The organism is Pseudomonas sp. P97.38, from assembly GCF_001269745.1.
Lineage (GTDB): Bacteria > Pseudomonadota > Gammaproteobacteria > Pseudomonadales > Pseudomonadaceae > Aquipseudomonas > Aquipseudomonas chlororaphis_E.
In genome coordinates this window covers 155280-174624 of sequence record NZ_LHVJ01000024.1, presented here as the reverse complement: position 1 = coordinate 174624, position 19345 = coordinate 155280, and the positions used below count along the sequence as shown (strand labels likewise).

Below are 19345 nucleotides of genomic sequence, written 5' to 3'. Positions count from 1 at the left end.
TTTGATGAACAGTTTTATCCGGGGCCCCGTATCGCGCGTCCTGTTCTGCCTTGCCGTGTGTGGCCCGCTGGCCTTTGCCGGCTCATTGCGGGCCGAGGAAACCCATTGGCAACTGGCGATGAACAATGCCGAATTGCGTGACGTGGTCGAGGAAATCTCGGCGATCCTGGGCAAGACCGTGGTGCTCGATCCGCGGGTGTCGGGGCGCATTACCGTCATGTCGCGCCAGGCACTGGACCGCGAAGGCGTGCGCCGGTTGTTCTATTCGGTGCTCGATGCACACAACTTCACGGTGATCGATGAAGGTGAGCGGATCCTGATTACCCCGGTCGCCGAGGCCAAGACCCGGGCCGGCGCCAGCGACGCCAACAGCGCCACGCCATCGCAATTCGTGACTCGGGTCCTGGACTTGCATTCGAGCATTGCCGCCGATGTCGCCGGGCTGGTCCGGCCGCTGGTGTCGGTCAATGGCTACGTCGGGCCTTCGGTTTCCTCCAACGCGCTGGTGGTCACCGACACCGCCGCCAACGTGCAGCGCATTGCCGGGGTCGTGGCGCAGTTGGACGCCGGGCGTAACCGCAACCACGTGGTGCTGCCCCTGCGCCATGCCCAGGCCGTGGACATCGCGCCGGTGATGGAAGCCGCCTCCGGCAAGCGCGACGGCGACACGGCAGGCCTGGTGATTGCCGACGCGCGCAGCAATCGCCTGGTGATCATCGGCGCGCCGGCGGTGCGCCAGCGCCTGGCGGACCTGGCCCGGACCCTCGATGTGCCAGCGGCCGCCTCCCAGGGCAACGCGCGGGTCATCCGCCTGCGCCACAGCGATGCCAAGCAGCTGGCCCAAGTGCTGGAAGCGGTCGGCCAGGACCGGAAAACCACGCCGACCCTGGCCGGCCAGCGGGAAAGCGCGGCCAATGGCGGCTTCATGGTCAAGGCTGACGAAAGCCAGAACGCCTTGGTGCTGCTCGCCGAGCCGGCCCAGGTGCGCACGGTGGAAAACATTGTCCGGGAACTGGATCAACCGCGCGCCCAGGTGCTCATCCACGCGGCCATCGTCGAGATCACCGGGGACATCGCCGAGGCCCTGGGGGTGCAATGGGGCCTCAAGAGCGGCAGTGCCACTGGCTTCATCAATTTTCCCGGCACCAAGGTGCCGATCTTCGGCGGGCTGGATGCCGATGCACTGAAAAACGCGCCAGAAGGCGCGGTCCTGCAATTGGGGAGTGATCGCTTCGGTGCACTGGTCTCGGCATTGGCGGGCAATACCCACAGCAACCTGCTGTCCACGCCCAGCCTGTTGACCCTGGATAACCAGGAGGCGGAAATCATCGTCGGCCAGAACGTCCCCTTCAAGACGGGTTCCTACGCTACTAGCGGCAACGGCGCCGACAACCCGTTCACCACCGTGGAGCGCAAGGACGTCGGCATCAGCCTCAAGGTCAAGCCGTACATCAACGAAGGTTCCACCCTGCGCCTGGAGGTCCAGCAGGAAGTCTCGGACATCGCCCCCTCGGTCACCGGCGTGGACTCATCCGACCTGATCACCAACAAGCGCGCCTTGAAGAGCACGATCCTGGCGGACGACGGCGAGATCATCGTCATTGGCGGGCTGATCCGCGACAGCGTACGTACCGAGGAAAGCGGCGTGCCGTTGCTGCGCAGCATTCCGTACCTGGGCGCGCTGTTTCGCTGGACCCGCGACACCCAGACCAAAAGCAACCTGATGGTCTTCCTGCGTCCCACCATCGTGCGTAACAACGAAGACCTGGCCGATGTCAGCCGGCAGCGCTACGACGCGTTGCGTGAGCTGAGCAAGCCCGGCTCGCGGCAGAACAATTCGCTGTTGCTGCCCCGGGACGCGCGCCAGTTGTTCGAGGCGTCGGAGACGTCCGCGGGCACCGCGCAGGCGGGTGACTTGTGAGTGACCCGCAGGCCGTGTTGCCCTTTGGTTTTGCCAGGCGCTTCGGCGTGCTGCTGGAAGGCGCGGGGCCGACCTTGAGCCTGGTGATGCGCCGCGATGCGGCGCTGACCGCGATTGCCGAAGTGCGACGCCTGTGTGGTCGGGAATTGCCGATCCAGGTGCTTGAGCCGGCACTGTTCGCGGTGCGCCTGGCCAGTGTCTACCGCCAGGGCCAGAGCGCCGCCGAGCAGGTTGCCCAAGGCCTGGACGAAGAACTGGACCTGCTCAGCCTGGCCGACCAGGTGCCACAGACCACCGACCTGCTGGAGCAACAGGGTGATGCGCCGATCATTCGGCTGATCAACGCCTTGCTCAGCGAGGCGGTTCGCGAGCACGCCTCGGACGTGCACCTGGAGACGTTCGAGCAATACCTGTCGGTGCGCATGCGCATCGACGGTCAGTTGCAGGAAATGCTGCGCCCGCGCCGGGAGCTGGCGAGCCTGCTGGTGTCGCGAATCAAGGTCATGGCCCGGTTGGACATCGCCGAGAAACGCGTGCCCCAGGACGGACGCATCGCCTTGCGCCTGGCCGGGCACGAAGTCGATGTGCGGGTCTCGACCCTGCCCTCGGCCCACGGCGAGCGCGTGGTGCTGCGCCTGCTCGACAAGCAGGCCGGACGCCTGGACGTGCTGCGCCTGGGCCTGCCCGACGACACCCTGGCGAGCCTGCGGCAATTGCTCGGCAAGCCCCATGGCATCGTGTTGGTCACCGGCCCCACCGGGTCGGGGAAAACCACCAGCCTGTACGCCGCGTTGAGCAGCCTCAACGACCAGAGCCGCAATATCCTCACCGTCGAAGACCCGATCGAATATCACCTGCCGGGCATCGGCCAGATGCCGGTCAACCCGAAGGTCGACATGACCTTCGCCCGTGGCTTGCGGGCGATCCTGCGCCAGGACCCGGACGTGGTGATGGTTGGCGAAATACGCGACCGCGAGACCGCCGAAATTGCCGTCCAGGCGTCCCTGACCGGGCACCTGGTGCTCTCCACGCTGCACACCAATACCGCCGTCGGTGCGGTCACGCGGCTGGTGGACATGGGGGTGGACGCCTACCTGCTGGCATCGTCCCTGGCCGGCATCGTCGCCCAGCGCTTGCTGCGCAGGTTATGCCCGTCCTGCAAGGTGCCCTACGTGGCCGATGCCGCCACCTGCCAGCGCCTGGGGCTGGCTGCAACGGCCGCGCCCCGGCTGTTCAAGGCCCGGGGCTGCGAGCAATGCCAGAAAGGCTATCGCGGCCGTTTCGGTATCTATGAGCTGGTGACGGTGAGCAGCCCGTTTTCGCAACTGATTCATCAGGGCGCCACCGAGCAAGCGCTGGCGAGCGAGGCGCGCAAGACCTCCCGCAGCTTGTTCCAGGACGGCCGCCAACGGGTCCTGGAAGGCCTGACCAGCGTCGATGAACTGTTGCGCGTCACCCAGGAGGATTAGCCCGATGCCGACCTTCGATTATCGGGCCGAAGATGCCCAGGGCCGACGCTGCAAGGGCCGAGTGGAGGCTGACAGCGCCCGTCAGGCCCGGCAGTTGTTGCGCGAACGCGGCTTGCTGCCCTGGGAACTGCACGAAGGCGGGGAACGGCGAACCTTGCGCAGCCGTTATGCCGGATCGCGCTTGAGCCCGGCCGAGCTGGCCTTGCTGACATTGCAACTGTCCACCTTGATTCAGGCCGGCCTGCCCCTTGAAGAATCGCTGGCGGCGGTGGCGCAACAGAACCAGAAACGTCGTGTTGTCCAACTGCTGTCGGCGGTGCGTGGCCGGGTGATGGAAGGGCATGCGCTGGCGACGGCCCTGCGGGCGTTTCCCCAGGCGTTTCCCGAGCTGTTCTGCGCCACGGTGGCGGCGGGCGAGCAGTCCGGTCATCTCGGCCAGGTGCTGGAGCAACTGGCGAGCTACACCCAGGCGCGCCAGGCGTCGCGCCAGCGCATTCAACTGGCGTTGGTGTACCCGCTGATCCTGCTGCTGGCCTGCGTCGCGATCGTCGCCTTCCTGCTGGGCTACGTGGTGCCGGACGTGGTGAAGATCTTCATCGACAGCGGCCAGCCGCTGCCCTGGCTGACCCAGGCGCTGATCGCCGTGAGCGATGGCTTGCGCCGCCACGGCCTGTGGCTGTTCGCGGCGTTGCTCGGGCTCGTGGCGGTGTGGCGCTGGAGCTTGCGTCAACCGGCGTGGCGCCTGCGCTGGCATCGGTTGCTGTTGCGGCTGCCGTTGTTGGGCGAGGTGTTGCGGGCGATGGAAGCGGCGCGGTTCGCCAGCACCCTGGCGATCCTCAGTAAGAGCGCGGTGCCCCTGGTTGACGCCTTGCACATTGCCGCGCAGGTCATCGGCAACCTGACGATTCGCGCGCGCATTGCCGACGTCGCCCGCTCGGTCCGCGAGGGTGGGACGCTGACCCGCGGCCTGGAACGCGGCGGCGATATCCCGCCGCTGATGCTGCACATGATCGCCAGCGGCGAGCGGGCCGGTGAGCTCGACAGCATGCTGGCCCGCGCCGCCGAGCAACAGGAAGCCAGCCTCGCGGCGCGGATTGCCCTGGTGGTGAGCCTTTTCGAACCGGCCATGTTGGTGTTGATGGGCGGCGTCGTGCTGCTGATCGTCATGGCCATCCTCCTGCCTATCTTGAGCCTCAACCAATTGGTGAATTGACCCATGCACTCTCCAGACAACCGAGCGGTACCTCTTCAACGTGGCTTCACCCTGATTGAAATCATGGTGGTGGTGGTCATCATCGGCGTGCTCGGCGCCATCGTGGTGCCGCAGTTCATGAGCCGCCCCGACCAGGCCAAGGCCACGGCGGCGCGGACCGACATCCAGGCCATCGCCACGGCGCTGGAAATGTACCGGCTCGACAACTTCCAGTACCCCTCGACCCAACAGGGCCTCGAAGCGCTGAGCAAGCGTCCGGGAGGCACGCCCGCGCCGCGGAACTGGAACCCCCAGGGGTATCTGAAGAGCCTGCCGATCGATCCGTGGGGCACGCCTTACCAGTACCTCAGTCCGGGCCTCAGGTCGTTGGACGGCAGCTATGACCTGTATTCGCTGGGCGCCGATGGCGCACCGGGTGGCGATGGGCTGGCGGCCGACATCGGCAACTGGACCGAATGAACATGCGCGCCCGTTACCGGGGTTTTACCCTGCTGGAACTGATGGTGGTCGTCGTCCTGATCGCGATCGCGGCCGGCATGGTCAGCCTCGCCGTGGGCCCGAACCCGGCCAGGGAAGCGCGGCAGCAAGCCGGGGCGTTCATCCGGGTGGTGCAGCAGTTGCGCGAGCGGGCGGTGCTGGAGAGCGAGGAATATGGACTGCGCATCCACAAGCACGGTTATCAGGCGCTGCGCCTCGACGCCCAGGGCTGGACCGCGGTGGCGACCTTGCAACGCTTGCCGCAGCCACTGTCCCTTGGCCTGGAGCAGGACGGCCACGCCGTGGTCCTCGATGACACGTCGGGCGCGCCGCAGTTGCTGATGCTCAGCAGCGATGAAATCAGCCCGTTTCGCCTGTCTGTCCAGGTCGCCGGCCAGCGCTTGTCCGCGGTGTCGAGCGATGGCCTGTCGGAGCCCTCGATCGATGAGTAAGGCGAGCAGGCTGGCGGTCGATAGCCGCGGCTTCACCCTGCTGGAAGTCATGATCGCCTTGGCGATTTTTGCCATGGTGTCGGCAGCGGTGCTTTCGGCCAGCCAGTTCGTGCTCAAGCAGGGCGCCGGGCTGGAGGAGCGGCTGTTCGGCGCGTGGCTGGCGGACAATCAGTTGAGCGAGCTGCGCCTGCACCCGACCCCGGCGCCTGGGCAGCAACGGCTGGACCTGCGCCTGGGGCGTCGCGACTGGACGCTGCAACAGCGTATCGCCGCGGCCCATGATCCGCGCCTGCTCCAGGTCGAGATCCAGGTCAGCCGAGCCGGCAGTCCGGCGGTTGTGCACCGCACCCTGGGGTGGATCCGCCAGCGTGATGAATAGACAGTCGGGTTTCACCTTGTTGGAACTGGTCATCGCCATTGCCATTTTCGCCTTGCTCGGCCTGGCCAGTTGGCGGCTGTTCGACGGCGTCGTGCGAGCCCAGCAAGGCGCCGGTCATCACGAGCGAGACATCCGCGCCTTGCAACGGGCCGTGGGGGTGATCGAGCGCGATGCCTGGCAGGCCGTCCTTGGCTCGGTCGTGCTCGCGCCGACGGGCCTGCAATTGCAGCGCAGCCATTGGCGCAACCCACAGGATCTGCCGCGCAGCGAGCGGCAGGCGGTGGCTTATCGACTCGAAGACCGCGTGCTGTGGCGCGACAGTCGCGCAGAAGGCAGCACCGTTGTGCAGCAGCAGAAATTGCTCGACGAGGTGCGCGGCCTGAGCTGGCGGGTGTTCGATCCGCAGCGCGGCTGGCGCAGCGAAACCGTGCGTGAGGTCGCGCCGCTGGCACTGGAACTGGTGGTGTCGACCGGGCGTTTCGAACAGGTCCGTCGGGTGCTGCTGTTGCCGGGAGCGTTGCCGTGAGTCGACAGCGAGGGGTAGCGCTGATCAGCGTGCTGCTGGTGCTGAGCCTGGCGTTGCTGGTGATCGGTGGCATGTTGCATAGCCATCGCCTGTTGTTGCACAGCAGCGCCCAGCCGCTGCAACAGGTCCAGCTGCGCCAGCTTGGGCTGGCCGGGGAAGCCTGGGCGCAAGCGGTGCTGCAAGAGAGCGTGGCCGCGCCGTCCGGGGTTGTTGACCTGAGCCAGGACTGGGCGCGGCGCGAACCGGCCTGGGCGCTGGACGACGCCCAGGTCCACGTCGCGATCGAGGATTTGTCTGCGCGGCTGAACCTCACCCCGTTGTTGGCCCAGGGGCAAGTCGACCAGGTGACCTTGGGTCGATGGAGCCGATTGCTTGCCTTGCTGGATCTGCCATCGATGTCGTTGCCTCAGGTCGGGGTGGTGCACGAGTTGAGTCAACTGCGCCTGTTGCCTGGCATCGATGGCTCGATGCTGCGGCGCCTGGCGCCTTGGGTGGTGCTGCTGCCCAAGGAGGCCCGGTTGAACGTCAACACCGCGCCGCCGCTGTTGCTAATGACCCTCGACGGCATGGAGGGCGAGCCGGCCAGGGCGTTGGCCCAGCGGCGCTGGCAAACGCCCTACGCCAGTGTGCAGGCGTTTACCAATGATCCGCTGGTGGCCGGCCTGGGCCTCAGCAGCCATGGCCTGGGCGTGACCAGTCGCTGGTTCCGCATCACCGTGAGCGTGACCCGCGCCGGCAACCGTCTGCGCCTGGCTTCGGACCTCGAGCGTGATGCCACGACCGGACGCTGGACCGTGCGCCAGCGTCGTTTCTTACCCTTCAGCCCTGGTGAGCTCCCCTGATGAAAACCTGGCTTTACCTGACCGCCGAAGGCCTGGGCGCGCCCTCTGCCAACTGGCCCTGCTGCATATGGTCGCCGACGGGCGGGCGACGCTGCTTGCCCCTGCACGAAGCGGCCCGTGAACTGCTCGGGCGTGAGGTCGTCGTGCTGTTGCCGATGGAACTGTGCAGTTGGGTGCGCAGCGACCCCTGGCCCTCTCGCCGCCCGCCGCGACCCCAGGCGCTGGCATTCGCCATCGAAGAGCAACTGAGTGAAAACCTGGAAGTGCTGCACATCGCCGTCGGCGCCCGGGACCGGCAGCACCGTTACCCGCTGCTGGTGACGCAACGGGACCGGTTCCGGGCGTTACTGGCCTTGCTCGACGAACAGGGCGTCGCCGTGCGGGCGGTGCACGTCGATGCCGACCTGTTGGCCGGTGACCAGGCGTTTGGCGTGCGCTGGTTTGGCCGCTGGTTGCTGGGCGGCGCGCTGGCGGCACGGGTGGCATTGTCGGGCCCGGCCCTGACGGTGCTCAAGCCGAGTCTTGGCGAGGACATCCACTGGCTAGACGAGGCCCGCGACCGTCCGGGCATCGATGAGTGGTTGCTGAGCGCGGGCGGACACCCCGTTGACTTGTTGCAAGGCGAGTTCCGGCGCCGCCGCCAGCGCTTGCCATGGCGCGGTGCGATGGCCGCGGCGCTGGGTGTATTGGTGCTGAGCTGGGTGTTCAGCGAAGCCCGCGTGCGCTTTCTGGAAGGCGAAACGCGACGGCTGTACAGCCAGAGCGAGCAGCGGTTCCGGGCGCTGTACCCCGGACAAAGCCGCATCGTCGACCTGGCCGCGCAGTTCCAGGCCATGCAGGGGCGCGGCGGACAGGACCAGGACACCCAGGTGGCGCGCCTGGTTCATCTGGTGGAGCGTGTCGTCGGCGCCAGTCATGTCGAGGTGCAGCGCATCGACTTTCGCGCAGGCGAGGGCTGGAAGCTCCAACTGACGGCCAACAGTTTTGTCGAGCTGGAACAACTGCGCGAACGCGGCCAACAGAACGGTCTGCCCCTGATCCTGGGCAGTGCGAGCAAACAAGGCAATCGCGTGCAGGCCATCCTGACGCTGGAGAACGGTGGATGAACGTCAAGGCACTACAGAGGCTGAAACAAGCCTGGGCAGGCGTGTCGCGCCGTGAGCAAGGGTTGTTGCTGGGGACGGCCGGGCTGGTGCTGGTGACCGTGGGCTACACCTCGATCGGGCGCCCCATGGCGCAACGGCTTGAAGTCGCCGAGCGGCAGTACCGCCAACAGGCCGAACTGAGCGTGCGGATCCAGCGCGCGGCACCGGCCCGGGACACCGCGGACCGACCCTTGTCGGTGCGCGTCAATGACAGCGCCACGGCGGCAGGGCTAGACATCGCCGAGATGGAGGTCGATGGCGATGCGCTGCGACTCATGGTCACCGGTGACGCCAACCCATTGCTGCACTGGCTGGACCGCCACGAACGCGACGGCGCGGTGCTGCACGCGCTGACCCTGGAGGTGCGGGGGAAGGTGTTGGAGGCGCGGGTGGTGTTGGCACAATGATTGGTTGGAAAGAGGCGCCTGTGGCGAGGGGATTTATCCCCGTTCGAGTGCGAAGCGCTCGCCATTGGACTGCACTGCGGCGTAGAAACCGAGGCCGCTTCGCAGCCTGACGGGGATAAATCCCCTCGCCACAGGGACTGGGCCGATCCTGGCGGTGTCTGTCTAAACCGCCAGGTTACCTGGCAACACCGGCAACTTCGCCAGCTTCACCGCCACCCACAAGGCCACCACCAGCAACGCGCCGATGAACAGGCCGACCCCGTTCCAACCCCCCACGTGCCAGGCCACGCCGCCCGCCGTGCCGGCCACGCTCGACCCGGCGTAATAGCTGAACAGGTAAAGCGAGGAGGCCTGCCCCTTGGCGGTGAGGGCGCGGCGGCCGATCCAACTGCTGGCGACCGAGTGGGCGCCGAAGAAGCCGAAGGTGAACACCAGCATGCCCGGGATCACCAGCATCAGCGACGTGGCCATCGTCAGTGCGAGGCCGGCCAGCATCAGCGCGATGGTTGCCCAGAGCATCTTGCGCCGCCCCAGCTTGTCCGCCAGCGCGCCGACTTTTGCCGAGCTGTAGATACCCGACAGGTACACCACCGACAGCAGTCCGACGAAGGCCTGGTCCAGATGATAAGGCTCGGCCAGCAGGCGGTAGCCGATGTAGTTGAACAGGGTCACGAAGGCGCCCATCAGGACGAAGGCTTCAAGGAACAGCAGCGGCAGGCCAGCGTCGCGAAAGTGCTGGGTAAAGCCGTCGAGCAGGCTGCGCGGGTGCAGCGAGCGGGGCCGGAAATTGCGCGACTCCGGCAGGATCCGCCAGAAGACCGCCGCGGCGATCAGGGCCAGGCCGCCAATCACCAGCATCGCGGTGTGCCAACTGACGAAGTCGATCAGCACGCCGGTGATCAAGCGTCCGCTCATGCCACCGATGGCATTGCCGGCGATGTACAGCCCCATCGCCAGGCCGATGTGCTTGGGGTGGATCTCTTCGCTCAGGTACGTCATCGTCACCGCGGCCAGCCCGCTCAGCGACAGCCCCACCAGCGCACGCAGCAGCAGGACGCCGTGCCAGGTCGGCATCATGGCGCTGGCTAGGGTGCACAGGGCGGCGGCGAACAGGGCGGCGACCATCACCGGCTTGCGGCCGATGCGGTCGGAAATCGGGCCGGTGATCAACAGGCCGATGGCGAGCAGGCCGGTCGCCACCGAAAGGATCAGGCTGCTTTGCGCCGCGTTGACGGCAAACTCCTTGGACAACAACGGCATCATCGGCTGCACGCAGTACAACAGGGCGAACGTCGCGAAGCCGCCGCAAAACAGCGCCAGCACCGTGCGCATGAACATCGGCGTGCCTTTCTCGATGTAGATGTCCTTCAGTTCAGTGACGACGTCATCCTGTACGCGGGGGGGAATTTCATGGGCCAGTGGCGCGACAGCAGTTTTCACGGTGGACCTCGCAGGAGCACGATCAGGCAGGCAGTGAAAAAAGCATATAGCCGGCTAATGTTTCTATCCAATATATTGTTCGACCTGTTTAAGACGTTTTGCGACTTGTTAGGTGGACCATGGAACTGCGTCACCTGCGTTACTTCATCGCCGTGGCCGAAGAACTGCATTTCGGCCGTGCCGCCTTGGCCCTCGGCATCTCCCAACCACCCCTGAGCCAGCAGATCCAGGCGCTGGAGCAGGAAGTCGGTGCGCGTTTGTTCGAGCGCACCAATCGCCGGGTCGAGTTGAGCGAGGCCGGCCGATTGTTCCTCGACGAGGCGCGGCGGGTGCTGGCCCAGGTCGACAAGGCCGCCGACGTGGCCCGTCGCGCGCAGTTAGGCGAGCTGGGCGAACTGAAGATCGGCTTCACCTCCTCGGCGCCGTTCAACTCGACGATCCCCCAGGCGCTGTTCACGTTCCGCCAGCGCTTTCCCGCCGTGCACCTGAACCTGCGGGAAATGAGCAGCACCCAGGTGGCCGACGGTTTGATGGAGGGGGAGATCGAGGTGGGCATCATGCGACCGTTGCCGCTGCCCGAGTCCCTGAGCGAGATCGAACTCAGCCGCGAGCCGCTGGTGGCCGTGCTCAGCTCCAAGCACCCGCTGGCCCAGGGCAGCGATGCCGGGCTGTTCCTGTCGGCGCTGGCCCAGGAGCCGTTCGTGTTCTTTCCTCGCAGCTACGGCAGCGGTCTCTACGCGCAATTGCTGAGCCTGGCCCGCGACGCCGGTTTCAGCCCGCACTTCGCCCAGGAAGCCGGCGAGGCGATGACCATCATCGGGCTGGTGGCAGCGGGGCTGGGTGTTTCGGTCTTGCCCGCCTCCTACCAGCGCATGCGCATCGACGGCGTCGTCTACCGCCCGCTGCTCGATCCGGCGGCGGTGTCGGCGGTGTGGCTGGTGCAACGCAAGGACCAGCGCTCGCCGATGGCGCGGGCGTTCGTGGCGTTGTTGACCGGTGGTGGGGATGGTTCTATTGCGTAGGGTGAGTGCTAACGGCTCCGTAAACAGACTGTGTGAAAACGCACTGACGGTGGTTCCAAGCAAACGCCCTTTTCGTGAGCATGACGTGTGACATATCGGCGCTTAGCCTCAGTGCAGCGCAGTCGCTCATTTTCGCCTGGTAAATGCGGTCGCCCTAGCATCGGCAGTGACCGTCAGTTCGTCTAGCGCTTTATCAAATTCCAATCGCACCAGATCCAGCTTGGCGACGTAGACATCGATAACGTGAACCAGGTGATCCTCGGATATCAACTCTTCCAGCGATACCGGAAACAGGCTCGTCTGACTGCGGGACTGTCCCTTGATGTAGGCCATAACGAAAAATGCTCCGTATCTTTCGATACGGAGCATTTTTTTGAGCACCGGGCAGATTGCTAGGTTTTCACACAGTCTGCAAAGGCGCGCTTTCTTTTTTATTCCATCATCTGCGTCTGCAATCGTCGCCCAACAACGTCCAGTAAATCACAGCCTTCGCGTAGCGAAACGACCAGCACGCGCGCCAATTCGCTGTAGGGGCCCTCTTCAAACGCCAGACTTTCAAGTAGCTGAGTCGCCACACGTACCCGGTCGGCCGCTGTTTCATGCAACACGTCCAGCGGTGCCTGCGTGTCGATCAGTAGCGAAGCGGACGTGCAATCGATGCCGGTGATGGGGATGTACCTGTCCATAACAACAAACCTCCATGGCCTGGATAAATGGCACGGCTTAGCGTTGGCCGGCTAAAGAAGCTTCTGATAATTCCTGGGGAGGATCCAAATCATCGAGTGCTCGATTCACCAATAACTCGCACAGGACGGTGAGTTGCTGCATAGCCAAGGCGACGTTACGGCGGGGGCCGTTCAATTGGTCTGCAAGATCGCTGGCCATGACGCTCAATGAGGCGAGATTTTCACTGGCGTGGCAGAGCAGGGATTCAGTGTCGACGTTCGCAATCACGGTGAACACGTTGTTCACCGGATCGGGGCGCTCTTGATCATGTAGGCGTGCGTTGGCGAGGGTGTCATGGCCTTTGTGGGTGGAGGAAATATTGATGGTGTTGATGGATTCCGGGGATTCGGGGTCCGTCGCGGTGACCTTTCTCATCACAGCAGCTCCTTGCAAGGTTAAGAAGACGTCAGTCTCACTACTCAATCGAGATCTTTGGCATCCATGCATGAACCGACGGTGTGAATTTTATTACCAGAAAATTTTAAGTAATTAATCAAAAAAATTAACATCAGTGTAAAAAAATGATTCTTTGGTGGGTCTTAGAAGCTGTGTTGATTTAGGCGGTCGAGCTGGGGTGGCGATTAATCGCGGCGTTGCATCCTTATGTCTGAAAGTGCATTCCGTAATCAGTGTAAGAAAGCTCTGTTGATTGTTTAATTGGAGTAAACAAGTGGGGTGGCGTGGAGGGATGGATTTCACATTCTGGTTTTTTCTCTTGGGCTGGATGTGTAGTATGCCGATCCTGGAAAATCGCCTCGTAGCCAGTCCAGTGAAGATTTCTGCGGCTATAGGGAAATGGTGAAGTTTATATGTACAGAAAAGACAGGACAGAGAAGTTAAAAAGTAATATTAGATATCTTATAAAGAGTCGTGGCGAAACGCAGCTCTCACTGTGCAATGCAAGCGGTCTGACTAGGACGACTATCTATAACATTCTCGAAGGGCGTGTGGTTAATGTGCAACAGTCTACTGTTCGCAAAATATCTGATTTTTTTGGAGTTTCTTATCACGAAATAGAAACTGTTGACTTCGAGGCTAGAGAGGTTATTGAAAGCACTATTTCTCTGCACGGGAACATGAATCCAGCAGCAGTGCCAGTGATCCGGGAGAGCTTGCTGTTGCAGAACCTTGACAAAAGAATTGGTGAGCTGGCTGTTTCGCACCCTTTAACGTATTACTTTGGCTCAGCCCGCAATTTGATAGCCGTCCTTTTGGAATCAGATATTGCCGGAAAAAACGAGGCAGGGAACCTGCTGATCATAAGCAAGGGGGGTGTTCATGGCGCGGGCGAAAAGTTGGTCTGCCATAAACTGACTAAAAAGTTGAATATCGTAAGCGAGCCGAGTTTTGAGTTAGATGGATTTTATGTCATTGGAGCCGTTATTGAGGAGAGATTCAATGGTTAGTGGTGGGGATGCTGGAAGTGCCAAGTATAAGCTTTTAGGGTATGAAAGCAGTAAAGGTTTGGCGGTCATCATGGTGATTACTACCGGGAGGGTAGTGAAGGTAAAACTCGACGAGCTCTTGGGAAGCCACTTGATTGATGAATTGAGCAAGTCTGAGATAAAAGACATCTACAGAAAGTTTTATTCTGGAGGGGCTGCTGTAACCGCTTATGAGATTAAGGATCGCCATGAGCGGTCTTGGTTAGCCTACGTCGCCCTGAACCTGATGCTGTTTGCGCTCTATGTCTTTACCAATGTGTCAGCAGCAAAGCTTGTTTATATAGAGCGTTTTGATGTGGTGGTGACACCTGGAGTATTTCTTTACCCGCTGACTTTTTTGGTGGTCGATGTATTGAATGAGTCATTTGGGCTCAGGTTGGCGCGTAAGGCAATTTTTTTTGCCTTTATCAATAATGCATTTATCCTGGTTTTGTTGAGTATCACCGGTTGGCTACCTGGATTGCCCGACTGGAAGTTAGAAGGAGCCTATGGTGAGGTGATTACGCATGTGTCGTCTGCGCTGATCGCATCTTCTGTCTCGTTTCTTTTTTCTGAATATGCCAACTCCTATCTGCTAAGCAAAATCAAAAATCTGACTCGATCAAGATTTCTTTTTTTTAGGGTGTTTTTCAGCACTTTTTTTGCGGCGATCATAGACAGCTTTATATTCTGCTTCATTGCATTCTACGGCACGATGAAGAACGAAGATATTTTGGCCATCGTTTACGTTCAGATAGTTATAAAAGTGGCTTTCGCCTTTTTTAATGTGTTGCCCGCCTATGGGGCCAGGAAATTATTCAGGCATTATGCGGTTGGAACTCAAGCGGCATGACGTCGAGGGGATGGGCGTTAGCCCAATCCCCTACGTACTCGGCACTCACTACAACGCTAGCTTGCTTTTCAAACTGTCCATCACCTTTTCTCCGTTCTTCAAGAACTGCTCCAGGCCGTTCGCGCGAAGGCTACAGGCGTCGCAACTGCCGCATCCGTGTCCCTTGATCCCGTTGTAGCAGGTCAGTGTTTCTTGATGGACCAGTTCCAGCTGGTTGTGATAATCGGCCAGCGCCCAGGTTTCTGCCTTGGTCAGCCACATCAGGGGTGTTTCGATGCGCAGTTTATAGTCCATGCCCAGCTCAACGGCCCTGTTCATAGCCTTGATGAACCCGTCACGGCAGTCTGGGTAGCCGGAGAAATCCGTTTCGCAGACACCTGTGATGACGGCCTGGGCGCCTACCTGATAAGCGTAGATGGACGCCAGTGTCAAAAACAGAATGTTTCGGCCGGGAACGAAGGTGGTGGGTAGGCCGTGAGGGGCACTGTTTGCTGGCGGGATGGGGATGTGGTCGCGGGTCAGGCTGCTGATGGCCAGGTCGTTGAGCAACGAGGTATCCAAGATTTTGTGTGCGGTGACGCGTAGTTTCTTGCAAAGCTGGCGAGCCACTTCGATCTCAGCGCGATGGCGCTGGCCGTAATCAAACGTTATGCAATGGATTTGTTCGTATCGCGGTAACGCATGAATGAGACAGGTGGTCGAATCTTGGCCGCCGCTGAAGACAATGACGGCTTTGGAGGTGAGTTCGTTCATCGGCTTGTCCCGATAGGGTTGAAGAAATGACCCTAGCTCGGAGGGTCAAAATCGTCCTGTAGGAAGTTTCTGAAAATACCCACTCCATATTCTGTATTTGAGTCCTCCTCTGCAGGCGATGCTGTTTGAAGCGAGGCCCCCGCGACGAAAGCCCTGACCAAAAGGACTTTTTTGCGGGGGCACGCTTGCAGGGGTCAACCTTCCCAGACCGTCGCAGGTCCGTTGACGTGGTAGTCGTAGAACCCCTGGAGTGTCCAGGTATCGCCCTTGCGTTCAAACGCGGCGCGCCAGGCGCCCTTGCCGCCGCCCGGGGTCAGTTGGGCCATGGTGTACCAGTAGTAGCGGTTGATCTTCTTGGTAGTGATCCGTCCCGCACGAATATCTTCCGTGATGACGTTCACCCTGGTTTGAGCGGCCTGCGAGAAGGTGGCGTACGCCATCTGGGCTTCAGCCAATGGGCTGTTGGTGACGATGAACTTGTCCGGTGCCGGCGACGGGGCGGGCAAGGCCGTGGAGGGCTCGGCGGACGTTGTGCCTTCCACTTTGTGGCTTCGGGCCTGGGTCACGAGCTCGATGTCGAAGGGTTCGTAGTTGGCCAGTGTCCGGCTGAAGTTGGTGATGTCTTCCCCGGTGAGCAGTGTGACGTCGCGTTGTGCCTGGCCTTTGTTGGCGATGATGTAGGGCACTCGATTGTTGCGGATCTCGGTCAGCAGCCCGGGCTTGTGCCTGCGCTGCTTTTCTTCGCGCAGGGCGGTGATCAGCTCGTTGTAGTATTGCGCCGAGTTCGTGTAGCTGTCCCGGGCCGACTGTGCTTCTGGATTATTGCCGGGCAATCGCGCCTGCACGTGGGCCTCCAGCCTGGCTTCCACGGCATTCAGCATCTCCCGGGTGTCGTTCGCGATCTTGTCCATGGCCGCTTTCTTCTTTCCGCCTTTGGAGGTGAACGTCATGAAGATGGCGCCGGTGATGTTGTCGGTGATGACCGTTGTATGGACCTGGATCCGGTCTTCGGTGAAGAAGATATTCTTGTGCGTCATTATCGTGTCGTAGATTTTTATTTTCTGGGCTTCGCTCAGGGTAACGCTGGAGACGTTGGTCTCGATGCTCTCGCAACTGAGCACGACGATGCTCCAGGTGTTCATCTTGTCCAGCAGGTCCCGCAGGCTGGCCCTGCGTTTGGCCAGATCACCCTGGCTGCGGGTCCAGTCGGTTATCTGGGTACGGTAAGCGTTGATGTCGGCGACACCGACGTCCGCCATGCTCTCGCGGAGTATGCGTTCGGCCAGCGCTTCGGGCATCGAGTCGAAAATGGCCTTTGCGGTGCTGACGGCTTCACGGGTGGGGTAGCGATTCATCACCAGTACGGCCTCCACCAAGGCGGCGCATGTACGCTGCTGCGGTGTTTCCGGCGGACGCCCGAACAGGCTCAGGAGCGGGCCGCCGCCCCTGAGCCGATCGCGCTCCACCACGCGCCAGCGGTCATTTTCCCAAACGACCGTTCGCTGATTCGAGCGGTTGTCCGGCGCATAGATGATCCGTTCGCCGGCCTGGACCGCCGTTTTGTAATAGCCATCCCCCAGCATCAGGTAGCCCTGGCCATCAGCGCCCCTGTACCGGTGGCGCCCCTCGGCAATCAACCCGTGCCCGTCGAAGCCGTTGAGGCGGAAGGGTTCCAGCTCCGGATCCGGTAGCCGCGGCAGGGACGACAGCGTCGGGCGTGCCTGCCGACGGCGCCCGGCGCGGGCCATGATCAGGTCCTGGCCGGCTTCGGCGATGACCTCGCCCAGCCCCGCGATAAAGTCAGTGGTCCATTGGTGAACGCTACCGCCTTCGTCATCGATGGCCGACACCGCGGCACCGCCCACCATGGTTGGCAGGATCGCGCGACCCAACAGACCGCCGAGCCGTCCCACCGGGAACATCGACATGGCGCCCGTCAGCAGCATGACGGCGTTCCGACGCCCTTGCTGTGCAAACGCGCTGTCGCGCTCGGCATTGCTCACCGTCAGCATCTGCGTGGTCTTGATCGCGTGGGTGATCTGCGTTTCGTGCAGCACCTTGAACAGGTCGGCCTCCACCGTGGGGGCGGCGATTTTCTTCGCGAAGTCATTCTGTGCCCGGTCCTTCGTCCAAGCGAAGACAGAGCGCGTGACTGTCTTGATTTTTTGCTCGAACGTCAGGTTTTCCGACAGCGGCACCAGGCTGGCAAGCTGCTCGGCCTGGTCCAGTAACGGCAACTGCGCAATCAGCCAGCGGGTCATCTGCGGTGTGGCGGTGAGGGTCTGCACCACGCTCGCTTCCAGCGTCCGGCTGCTCGCCGCGTCGACGTCCCTGAACACCTTGCCGTCGGGAGCGCCCGGTGTGTAGAGCGTCAGCGAAGGGCGACTGGCGAGTGACTTGACCCCGAACGCCAACACGTCTTTCAAGACGCTGTCGCCCCACTGCAGTTGACGAACCACCGCCTCATGCCCGCCGACCTTGCCACGGCCTTTCGCCGTGGGGCTGTCCAGCGCCGCCAGCACCAAATGGAGTCCGGTGTTGTCGCGGTCATGCCGCAGGTCGCCGGAAATGTGCGCCGCCCACACCTGTGCGCGCATCTGCTGCGCTTTCAGGGCCATCCAGGGCGCCTGGGTCTGCCAGGCGGCCACTTGCACTTCGGTCGGCAGGCGGGCGCCCACATTGGCCCTTTCGATGACCTCGACAATCTGCGCGAAGCTCAGCGGCCCATCCACGGTGGTGTGAGGCGCATTGCGTTCTTCCAGCGTCAGGTTGGACATTGCCCATTGCGTCAAGGAGCGACGATCATCGACGACGCCCCTGACACTGCCTTGGGATACTCCGGACCCAAACGGTGAGCCGCCGGTCGGGGCGTGGGGGTCGATCACCTCTTTGCGGATGCTCAGCGACACGTCGTCGGGGTCGACCGGCGAGTATTTCTCGCGAATGAAACCGGCCAGCAGGGCGCGGGTGCGGGCGCGAAGGGCATCCGGAGTGGCCAGTGCCACCGGGTCTGGCGCGGGCGGTTTGTCCGCCAGGGTGGTTTGCACGGCTTGGGTCGCTTCCCACCACGCCAGGCGATCGCCGCCGGTGACGTGAGGGTTGCCGTGCAACCAGTCGTCGAGCTTGTTCAGCCCCAGCCGCAATTCGCGTTCGTCCATGGCCGCGGCCAGGTCCAGCCGATTGCCCAGTTGCGCGGCGGCGTCCAGCCTGCCCAACCAGGTGCCGATCTCCTGTGTTTGTTCCGGGCCGCCGAGGAACACGCTGGCGACGGCGCTCTTTTGATCTGTCCGCAGTTCGCTGACCAGGCGGGCCAGGAAATTTTCGGTGATGGGGGCCGTTTCGATCTCGTCTCCGGGGTTGCCGTCTTCCTTCAGGCTGGCCTTGAGCGCCGCCAGGTCGTCGTGGATGTGCAGCGGCTCGCCGGGACGGTACAGCAGCGCGCCGCCCGACTCGTTGGGGTCTGCATGTTGGGTCAGCACCACGGCCATGGGCACCGGCACGCTGACCGCCCACCCGGACGGGATCACGCTCAGACTGTGGACGCCGGGACGTTGGTGTTCCGGCATCCGTGCCCGCGACGCTGCGTCCGGTGCCGGCAGCGTGCGCTCCGTCAACGCCTTGTGCATCGAGGGGCGCAGTGTTGCGTCCAGCTGGTGCAGGTCTGCCTGGGCCCTGAGTTGCAGGGCCAGCTCGGTGGCCAGCCATTGGCTGATGCTCAGGCCCTGGCTGAAATCGGCGGAGCTGGCCCAGAAGTCGTCCAAGGCCTGGGTCAGCAGTTGAATGCACGACGCCGGGGGTAGGCTGATCAGGTGCTTGAGGTTGGCCAGGGCTTGGGAGGTGGGCCGGGTGTGATGCTGATCGATGACGAGTTCGATGTCGCTGGCTTCGTCGAAGAATGCGCGCGTATCCAAGCGCCCGGCAATCGCCCGCTCGAACAGCGTATCGAGGCGGACCGTGGTCTTGATGCCGTCCTGCTGTCGGCAGACGAACAGGTCCTGGGCGGTGAGGTGCTCGGACAGCGTGGGCATTGCGCTGCGCAAACCGTCATCCAGGTGCCGGGCCAGCACTGTCGAGGCGCGTGGCGTGGCATTGTTCAGGCGGATCATCCGCTGCTGCGAGGTCTCCAGCAGGCTGGTCAACGGGGCGCTTGGGTCTGTCGGGCTATCGGCCCGCGAGGGGGTGGTGTCCTGCATGGGTTCTTCCTGAAATATGTTCGGAAGAACAACCTATTGAAGCGGGGGGCAAGCCGGGCGGTAGATAGATACCGCCCGGGGCGGCGCCAGGCAGGCTAGCAAG

At 62.6% G+C, this 19345-nt stretch carries 18 protein-coding genes and 1 pseudogene; 13 read left to right on the top strand and 6 right to left on the bottom strand.

From position 1 onward, the window contains the following. Nucleotides 1–4: 4 nt before the first annotated feature. From gspD to gspM, 10 genes are read left to right on the top strand one after another with little or no spacing between them, the layout of a single operon-like run. Nucleotides 5–1921, top strand: a complete 1917-nt coding sequence (gspD, locus tag AD664_RS18745; RefSeq protein ID WP_172679740.1) for a type II secretion system secretin GspD — start codon at nucleotides 5–7, stop codon at nucleotides 1919–1921. Continuing rightward, the gene (gspE, locus tag AD664_RS18740; RefSeq protein WP_042731801.1) at nucleotides 1918–3390 is read left to right on the top strand and encodes a type II secretion system ATPase GspE; all 1473 of its coding nucleotides are present in this window, start codon (nucleotides 1918–1920) and stop codon (nucleotides 3388–3390) included. The genes gspD and gspE overlap by 4 nt, the downstream gene beginning before the upstream one ends. A 4-nt stretch (nucleotides 3391–3394) precedes the next feature. Beyond that, nucleotides 3395–4603 carry a type II secretion system inner membrane protein GspF gene (gene gspF / locus AD664_RS18735; RefSeq protein WP_042731800.1) on the top strand — a complete coding sequence of 403 codons (1209 nt, stop codon included), beginning with the start codon at nucleotides 3395–3397 and terminating at the stop codon, nucleotides 4601–4603. A gap of 3 nt (nucleotides 4604–4606) precedes the next feature. Continuing rightward, nucleotides 4607–5062 carry a type II secretion system major pseudopilin GspG gene (gspG, locus tag AD664_RS18730; RefSeq protein WP_042731799.1) on the top strand — a complete coding sequence of 152 codons (456 nt, stop codon included), beginning with the start codon at nucleotides 4607–4609 and terminating at the stop codon, nucleotides 5060–5062. A gap of 2 nt (nucleotides 5063–5064) precedes the next feature. Further along, on the top strand, nucleotides 5065–5532 hold the full coding sequence (gspH, locus tag AD664_RS18725; protein WP_047736126.1) for a type II secretion system minor pseudopilin GspH: 468 nt from the start codon (nucleotides 5065–5067) through the stop codon (nucleotides 5530–5532). Continuing rightward, nucleotides 5525–5911, top strand: a complete 387-nt coding sequence (gene gspI, locus AD664_RS18720; RefSeq protein WP_047736125.1) for a type II secretion system minor pseudopilin GspI — start codon at nucleotides 5525–5527, stop codon at nucleotides 5909–5911. The genes gspH and gspI overlap by 8 nt, the downstream gene beginning before the upstream one ends. Then, nucleotides 5904–6437, top strand: coding sequence for a type II secretion system protein GspJ (locus tag AD664_RS18715; protein ID WP_042731796.1), 534 nt, complete (start codon nucleotides 5904–5906; stop codon nucleotides 6435–6437). The genes gspI and AD664_RS18715 overlap by 8 nt, the downstream gene beginning before the upstream one ends. Then, the gene (locus AD664_RS18710) at nucleotides 6434–7279 is read left to right on the top strand and encodes a type II secretion system protein GspK (protein WP_053148510.1); all 846 of its coding nucleotides are present in this window, start codon (nucleotides 6434–6436) and stop codon (nucleotides 7277–7279) included. The genes AD664_RS18715 and AD664_RS18710 overlap by 4 nt, the downstream gene beginning before the upstream one ends. After that, complete coding sequence (gene gspL / locus AD664_RS18705) at nucleotides 7279–8385, top strand: type II secretion system protein GspL (protein ID WP_047736123.1); 1107 nt, start codon at nucleotides 7279–7281, stop codon at nucleotides 8383–8385. The genes AD664_RS18710 and gspL overlap by 1 nt, the downstream gene beginning before the upstream one ends. Further along, a complete protein-coding gene (gspM, locus tag AD664_RS18700) occupies nucleotides 8382–8831 on the top strand; it encodes a type II secretion system protein GspM (protein ID WP_042731793.1) in 450 nt (149 codons plus the stop codon). The genes gspL and gspM overlap by 4 nt, the downstream gene beginning before the upstream one ends. A gap of 162 nt (nucleotides 8832–8993) precedes the next feature. Here the strand turns inward: gspM and AD664_RS18695 are convergent, their stop codons facing one another. Then, nucleotides 8994–10169 (bottom strand): MFS transporter, encoded by a 1176-nt coding sequence (locus AD664_RS18695; RefSeq protein WP_234407999.1) that lies wholly within the window; start codon nucleotides 10167–10169, stop codon nucleotides 8994–8996. Nucleotides 10170–10390: 221 nt separating this feature from the next. Between AD664_RS18695 and AD664_RS18690 the strand changes: the two genes are divergently transcribed. Continuing rightward, a complete protein-coding gene (locus AD664_RS18690; RefSeq protein ID WP_047736121.1) occupies nucleotides 10391–11293 on the top strand; it encodes a LysR family transcriptional regulator in 903 nt (300 codons plus the stop codon). 171 nt (nucleotides 11294–11464) lie between these two features. On the opposite strand, the pseudogene AD664_RS18685 reads toward AD664_RS18690, so the two are convergent. From AD664_RS18685 to AD664_RS18675, 3 genes and pseudogenes are all read right to left on the bottom strand, one after another. Next, nucleotides 11465–11626 (bottom strand): annotated as a pseudogene (locus tag AD664_RS18685) (IS5/IS1182 family transposase); the annotation flags it as partial. 98 nt (nucleotides 11627–11724) lie between these two features. After that, entirely contained in the window at nucleotides 11725–11979 is a 255-nt protein-coding gene (locus AD664_RS18680) for a hypothetical protein (RefSeq protein ID WP_047736119.1), read from the bottom strand. A gap of 37 nt (nucleotides 11980–12016) precedes the next feature. Further along, a complete protein-coding gene (locus AD664_RS18675; protein ID WP_047736118.1) occupies nucleotides 12017–12394 on the bottom strand; it encodes a DUF6124 family protein in 378 nt (125 codons plus the stop codon). 434 nt (nucleotides 12395–12828) lie between these two features. On the opposite strand from AD664_RS18675, the gene AD664_RS18670 reads away from it, so the two are divergent. Both AD664_RS18670 and AD664_RS18665 read left to right on the top strand, forming a co-directional pair. Next, complete coding sequence (locus AD664_RS18670) at nucleotides 12829–13425, top strand: helix-turn-helix transcriptional regulator (protein ID WP_047736117.1); 597 nt, start codon at nucleotides 12829–12831, stop codon at nucleotides 13423–13425. Next, nucleotides 13418–14296 (top strand): queuosine precursor transporter, encoded by an 879-nt coding sequence (locus AD664_RS18665; protein ID WP_047736116.1) that lies wholly within the window; start codon nucleotides 13418–13420, stop codon nucleotides 14294–14296. The genes AD664_RS18670 and AD664_RS18665 overlap by 8 nt, the downstream gene beginning before the upstream one ends. 48 nt (nucleotides 14297–14344) lie before the next feature. Here AD664_RS18665 and queC read toward each other — a convergent pair whose 3' ends face one another. Then, a complete protein-coding gene (gene queC / locus AD664_RS18660; RefSeq protein WP_053148507.1) occupies nucleotides 14345–15049 on the bottom strand; it encodes a 7-cyano-7-deazaguanine synthase QueC in 705 nt (234 codons plus the stop codon). Nucleotides 15050–15243: 194 nt separating this feature from the next. Further along, entirely contained in the window at nucleotides 15244–19242 is a 3999-nt protein-coding gene (locus AD664_RS18655; RefSeq protein ID WP_053148504.1) for a dermonecrotic toxin domain-containing protein, read from the bottom strand. Nucleotides 19243–19345: the final 103 nt, after the last annotated feature.

Bases quoted from the DNA above. Each gene is read 5' to 3' on its own strand.
- gspI (WP_047736125.1), top strand. From the start codon at position 5,525: ATGAGTAAGGCGAGCAGGCTGGCGGTCGATAGCCGCGGCTTCACCCTG.
- gspM (WP_042731793.1), top strand. From the start codon at position 8,382: ATGAACGTCAAGGCACTACAGAGGCTGAAACAAGCCTGGGCAGGCGTG.
- AD664_RS18695 (WP_234407999.1), bottom strand. From the start codon at position 10,169: ATGTTCATGCGCACGGTGCTGGCGCTGTTTTGCGGCGGCTTCGCGACG.
- gspL (WP_047736123.1), top strand. From the start codon at position 7,279: ATGAAAACCTGGCTTTACCTGACCGCCGAAGGCCTGGGCGCGCCCTCT.
- AD664_RS18680 (WP_047736119.1), bottom strand. From the start codon at position 11,979: ATGGACAGGTACATCCCCATCACCGGCATCGATTGCACGTCCGCTTCG.
- gspH (WP_047736126.1), top strand. From the start codon at position 5,065: ATGCGCGCCCGTTACCGGGGTTTTACCCTGCTGGAACTGATGGTGGTC.
- AD664_RS18670 (WP_047736117.1), top strand. From the start codon at position 12,829: ATGTACAGAAAAGACAGGACAGAGAAGTTAAAAAGTAATATTAGATAT.
- gspF (WP_042731800.1), top strand. From the start codon at position 3,395: ATGCCGACCTTCGATTATCGGGCCGAAGATGCCCAGGGCCGACGCTGC.
- gspD (WP_172679740.1), top strand. From the start codon at position 5: ATGAACAGTTTTATCCGGGGCCCCGTATCGCGCGTCCTGTTCTGCCTT.
- gspG (WP_042731799.1), top strand. From the start codon at position 4,607: ATGCACTCTCCAGACAACCGAGCGGTACCTCTTCAACGTGGCTTCACC.
- queC (WP_053148507.1), bottom strand. From the start codon at position 15,049: ATGAACGAACTCACCTCCAAAGCCGTCATTGTCTTCAGCGGCGGCCAA.
- AD664_RS18665 (WP_047736116.1), top strand. From the start codon at position 13,418: ATGGTTAGTGGTGGGGATGCTGGAAGTGCCAAGTATAAGCTTTTAGGG.
- AD664_RS18715 (WP_042731796.1), top strand. From the start codon at position 5,904: ATGAATAGACAGTCGGGTTTCACCTTGTTGGAACTGGTCATCGCCATT.
- AD664_RS18690 (WP_047736121.1), top strand. From the start codon at position 10,391: ATGGAACTGCGTCACCTGCGTTACTTCATCGCCGTGGCCGAAGAACTG.
- AD664_RS18655 (WP_053148504.1), bottom strand. From the start codon at position 19,242: ATGCAGGACACCACCCCCTCGCGGGCCGATAGCCCGACAGACCCAAGC.
- AD664_RS18675 (WP_047736118.1), bottom strand. From the start codon at position 12,394: ATGAGAAAGGTCACCGCGACGGACCCCGAATCCCCGGAATCCATCAAC.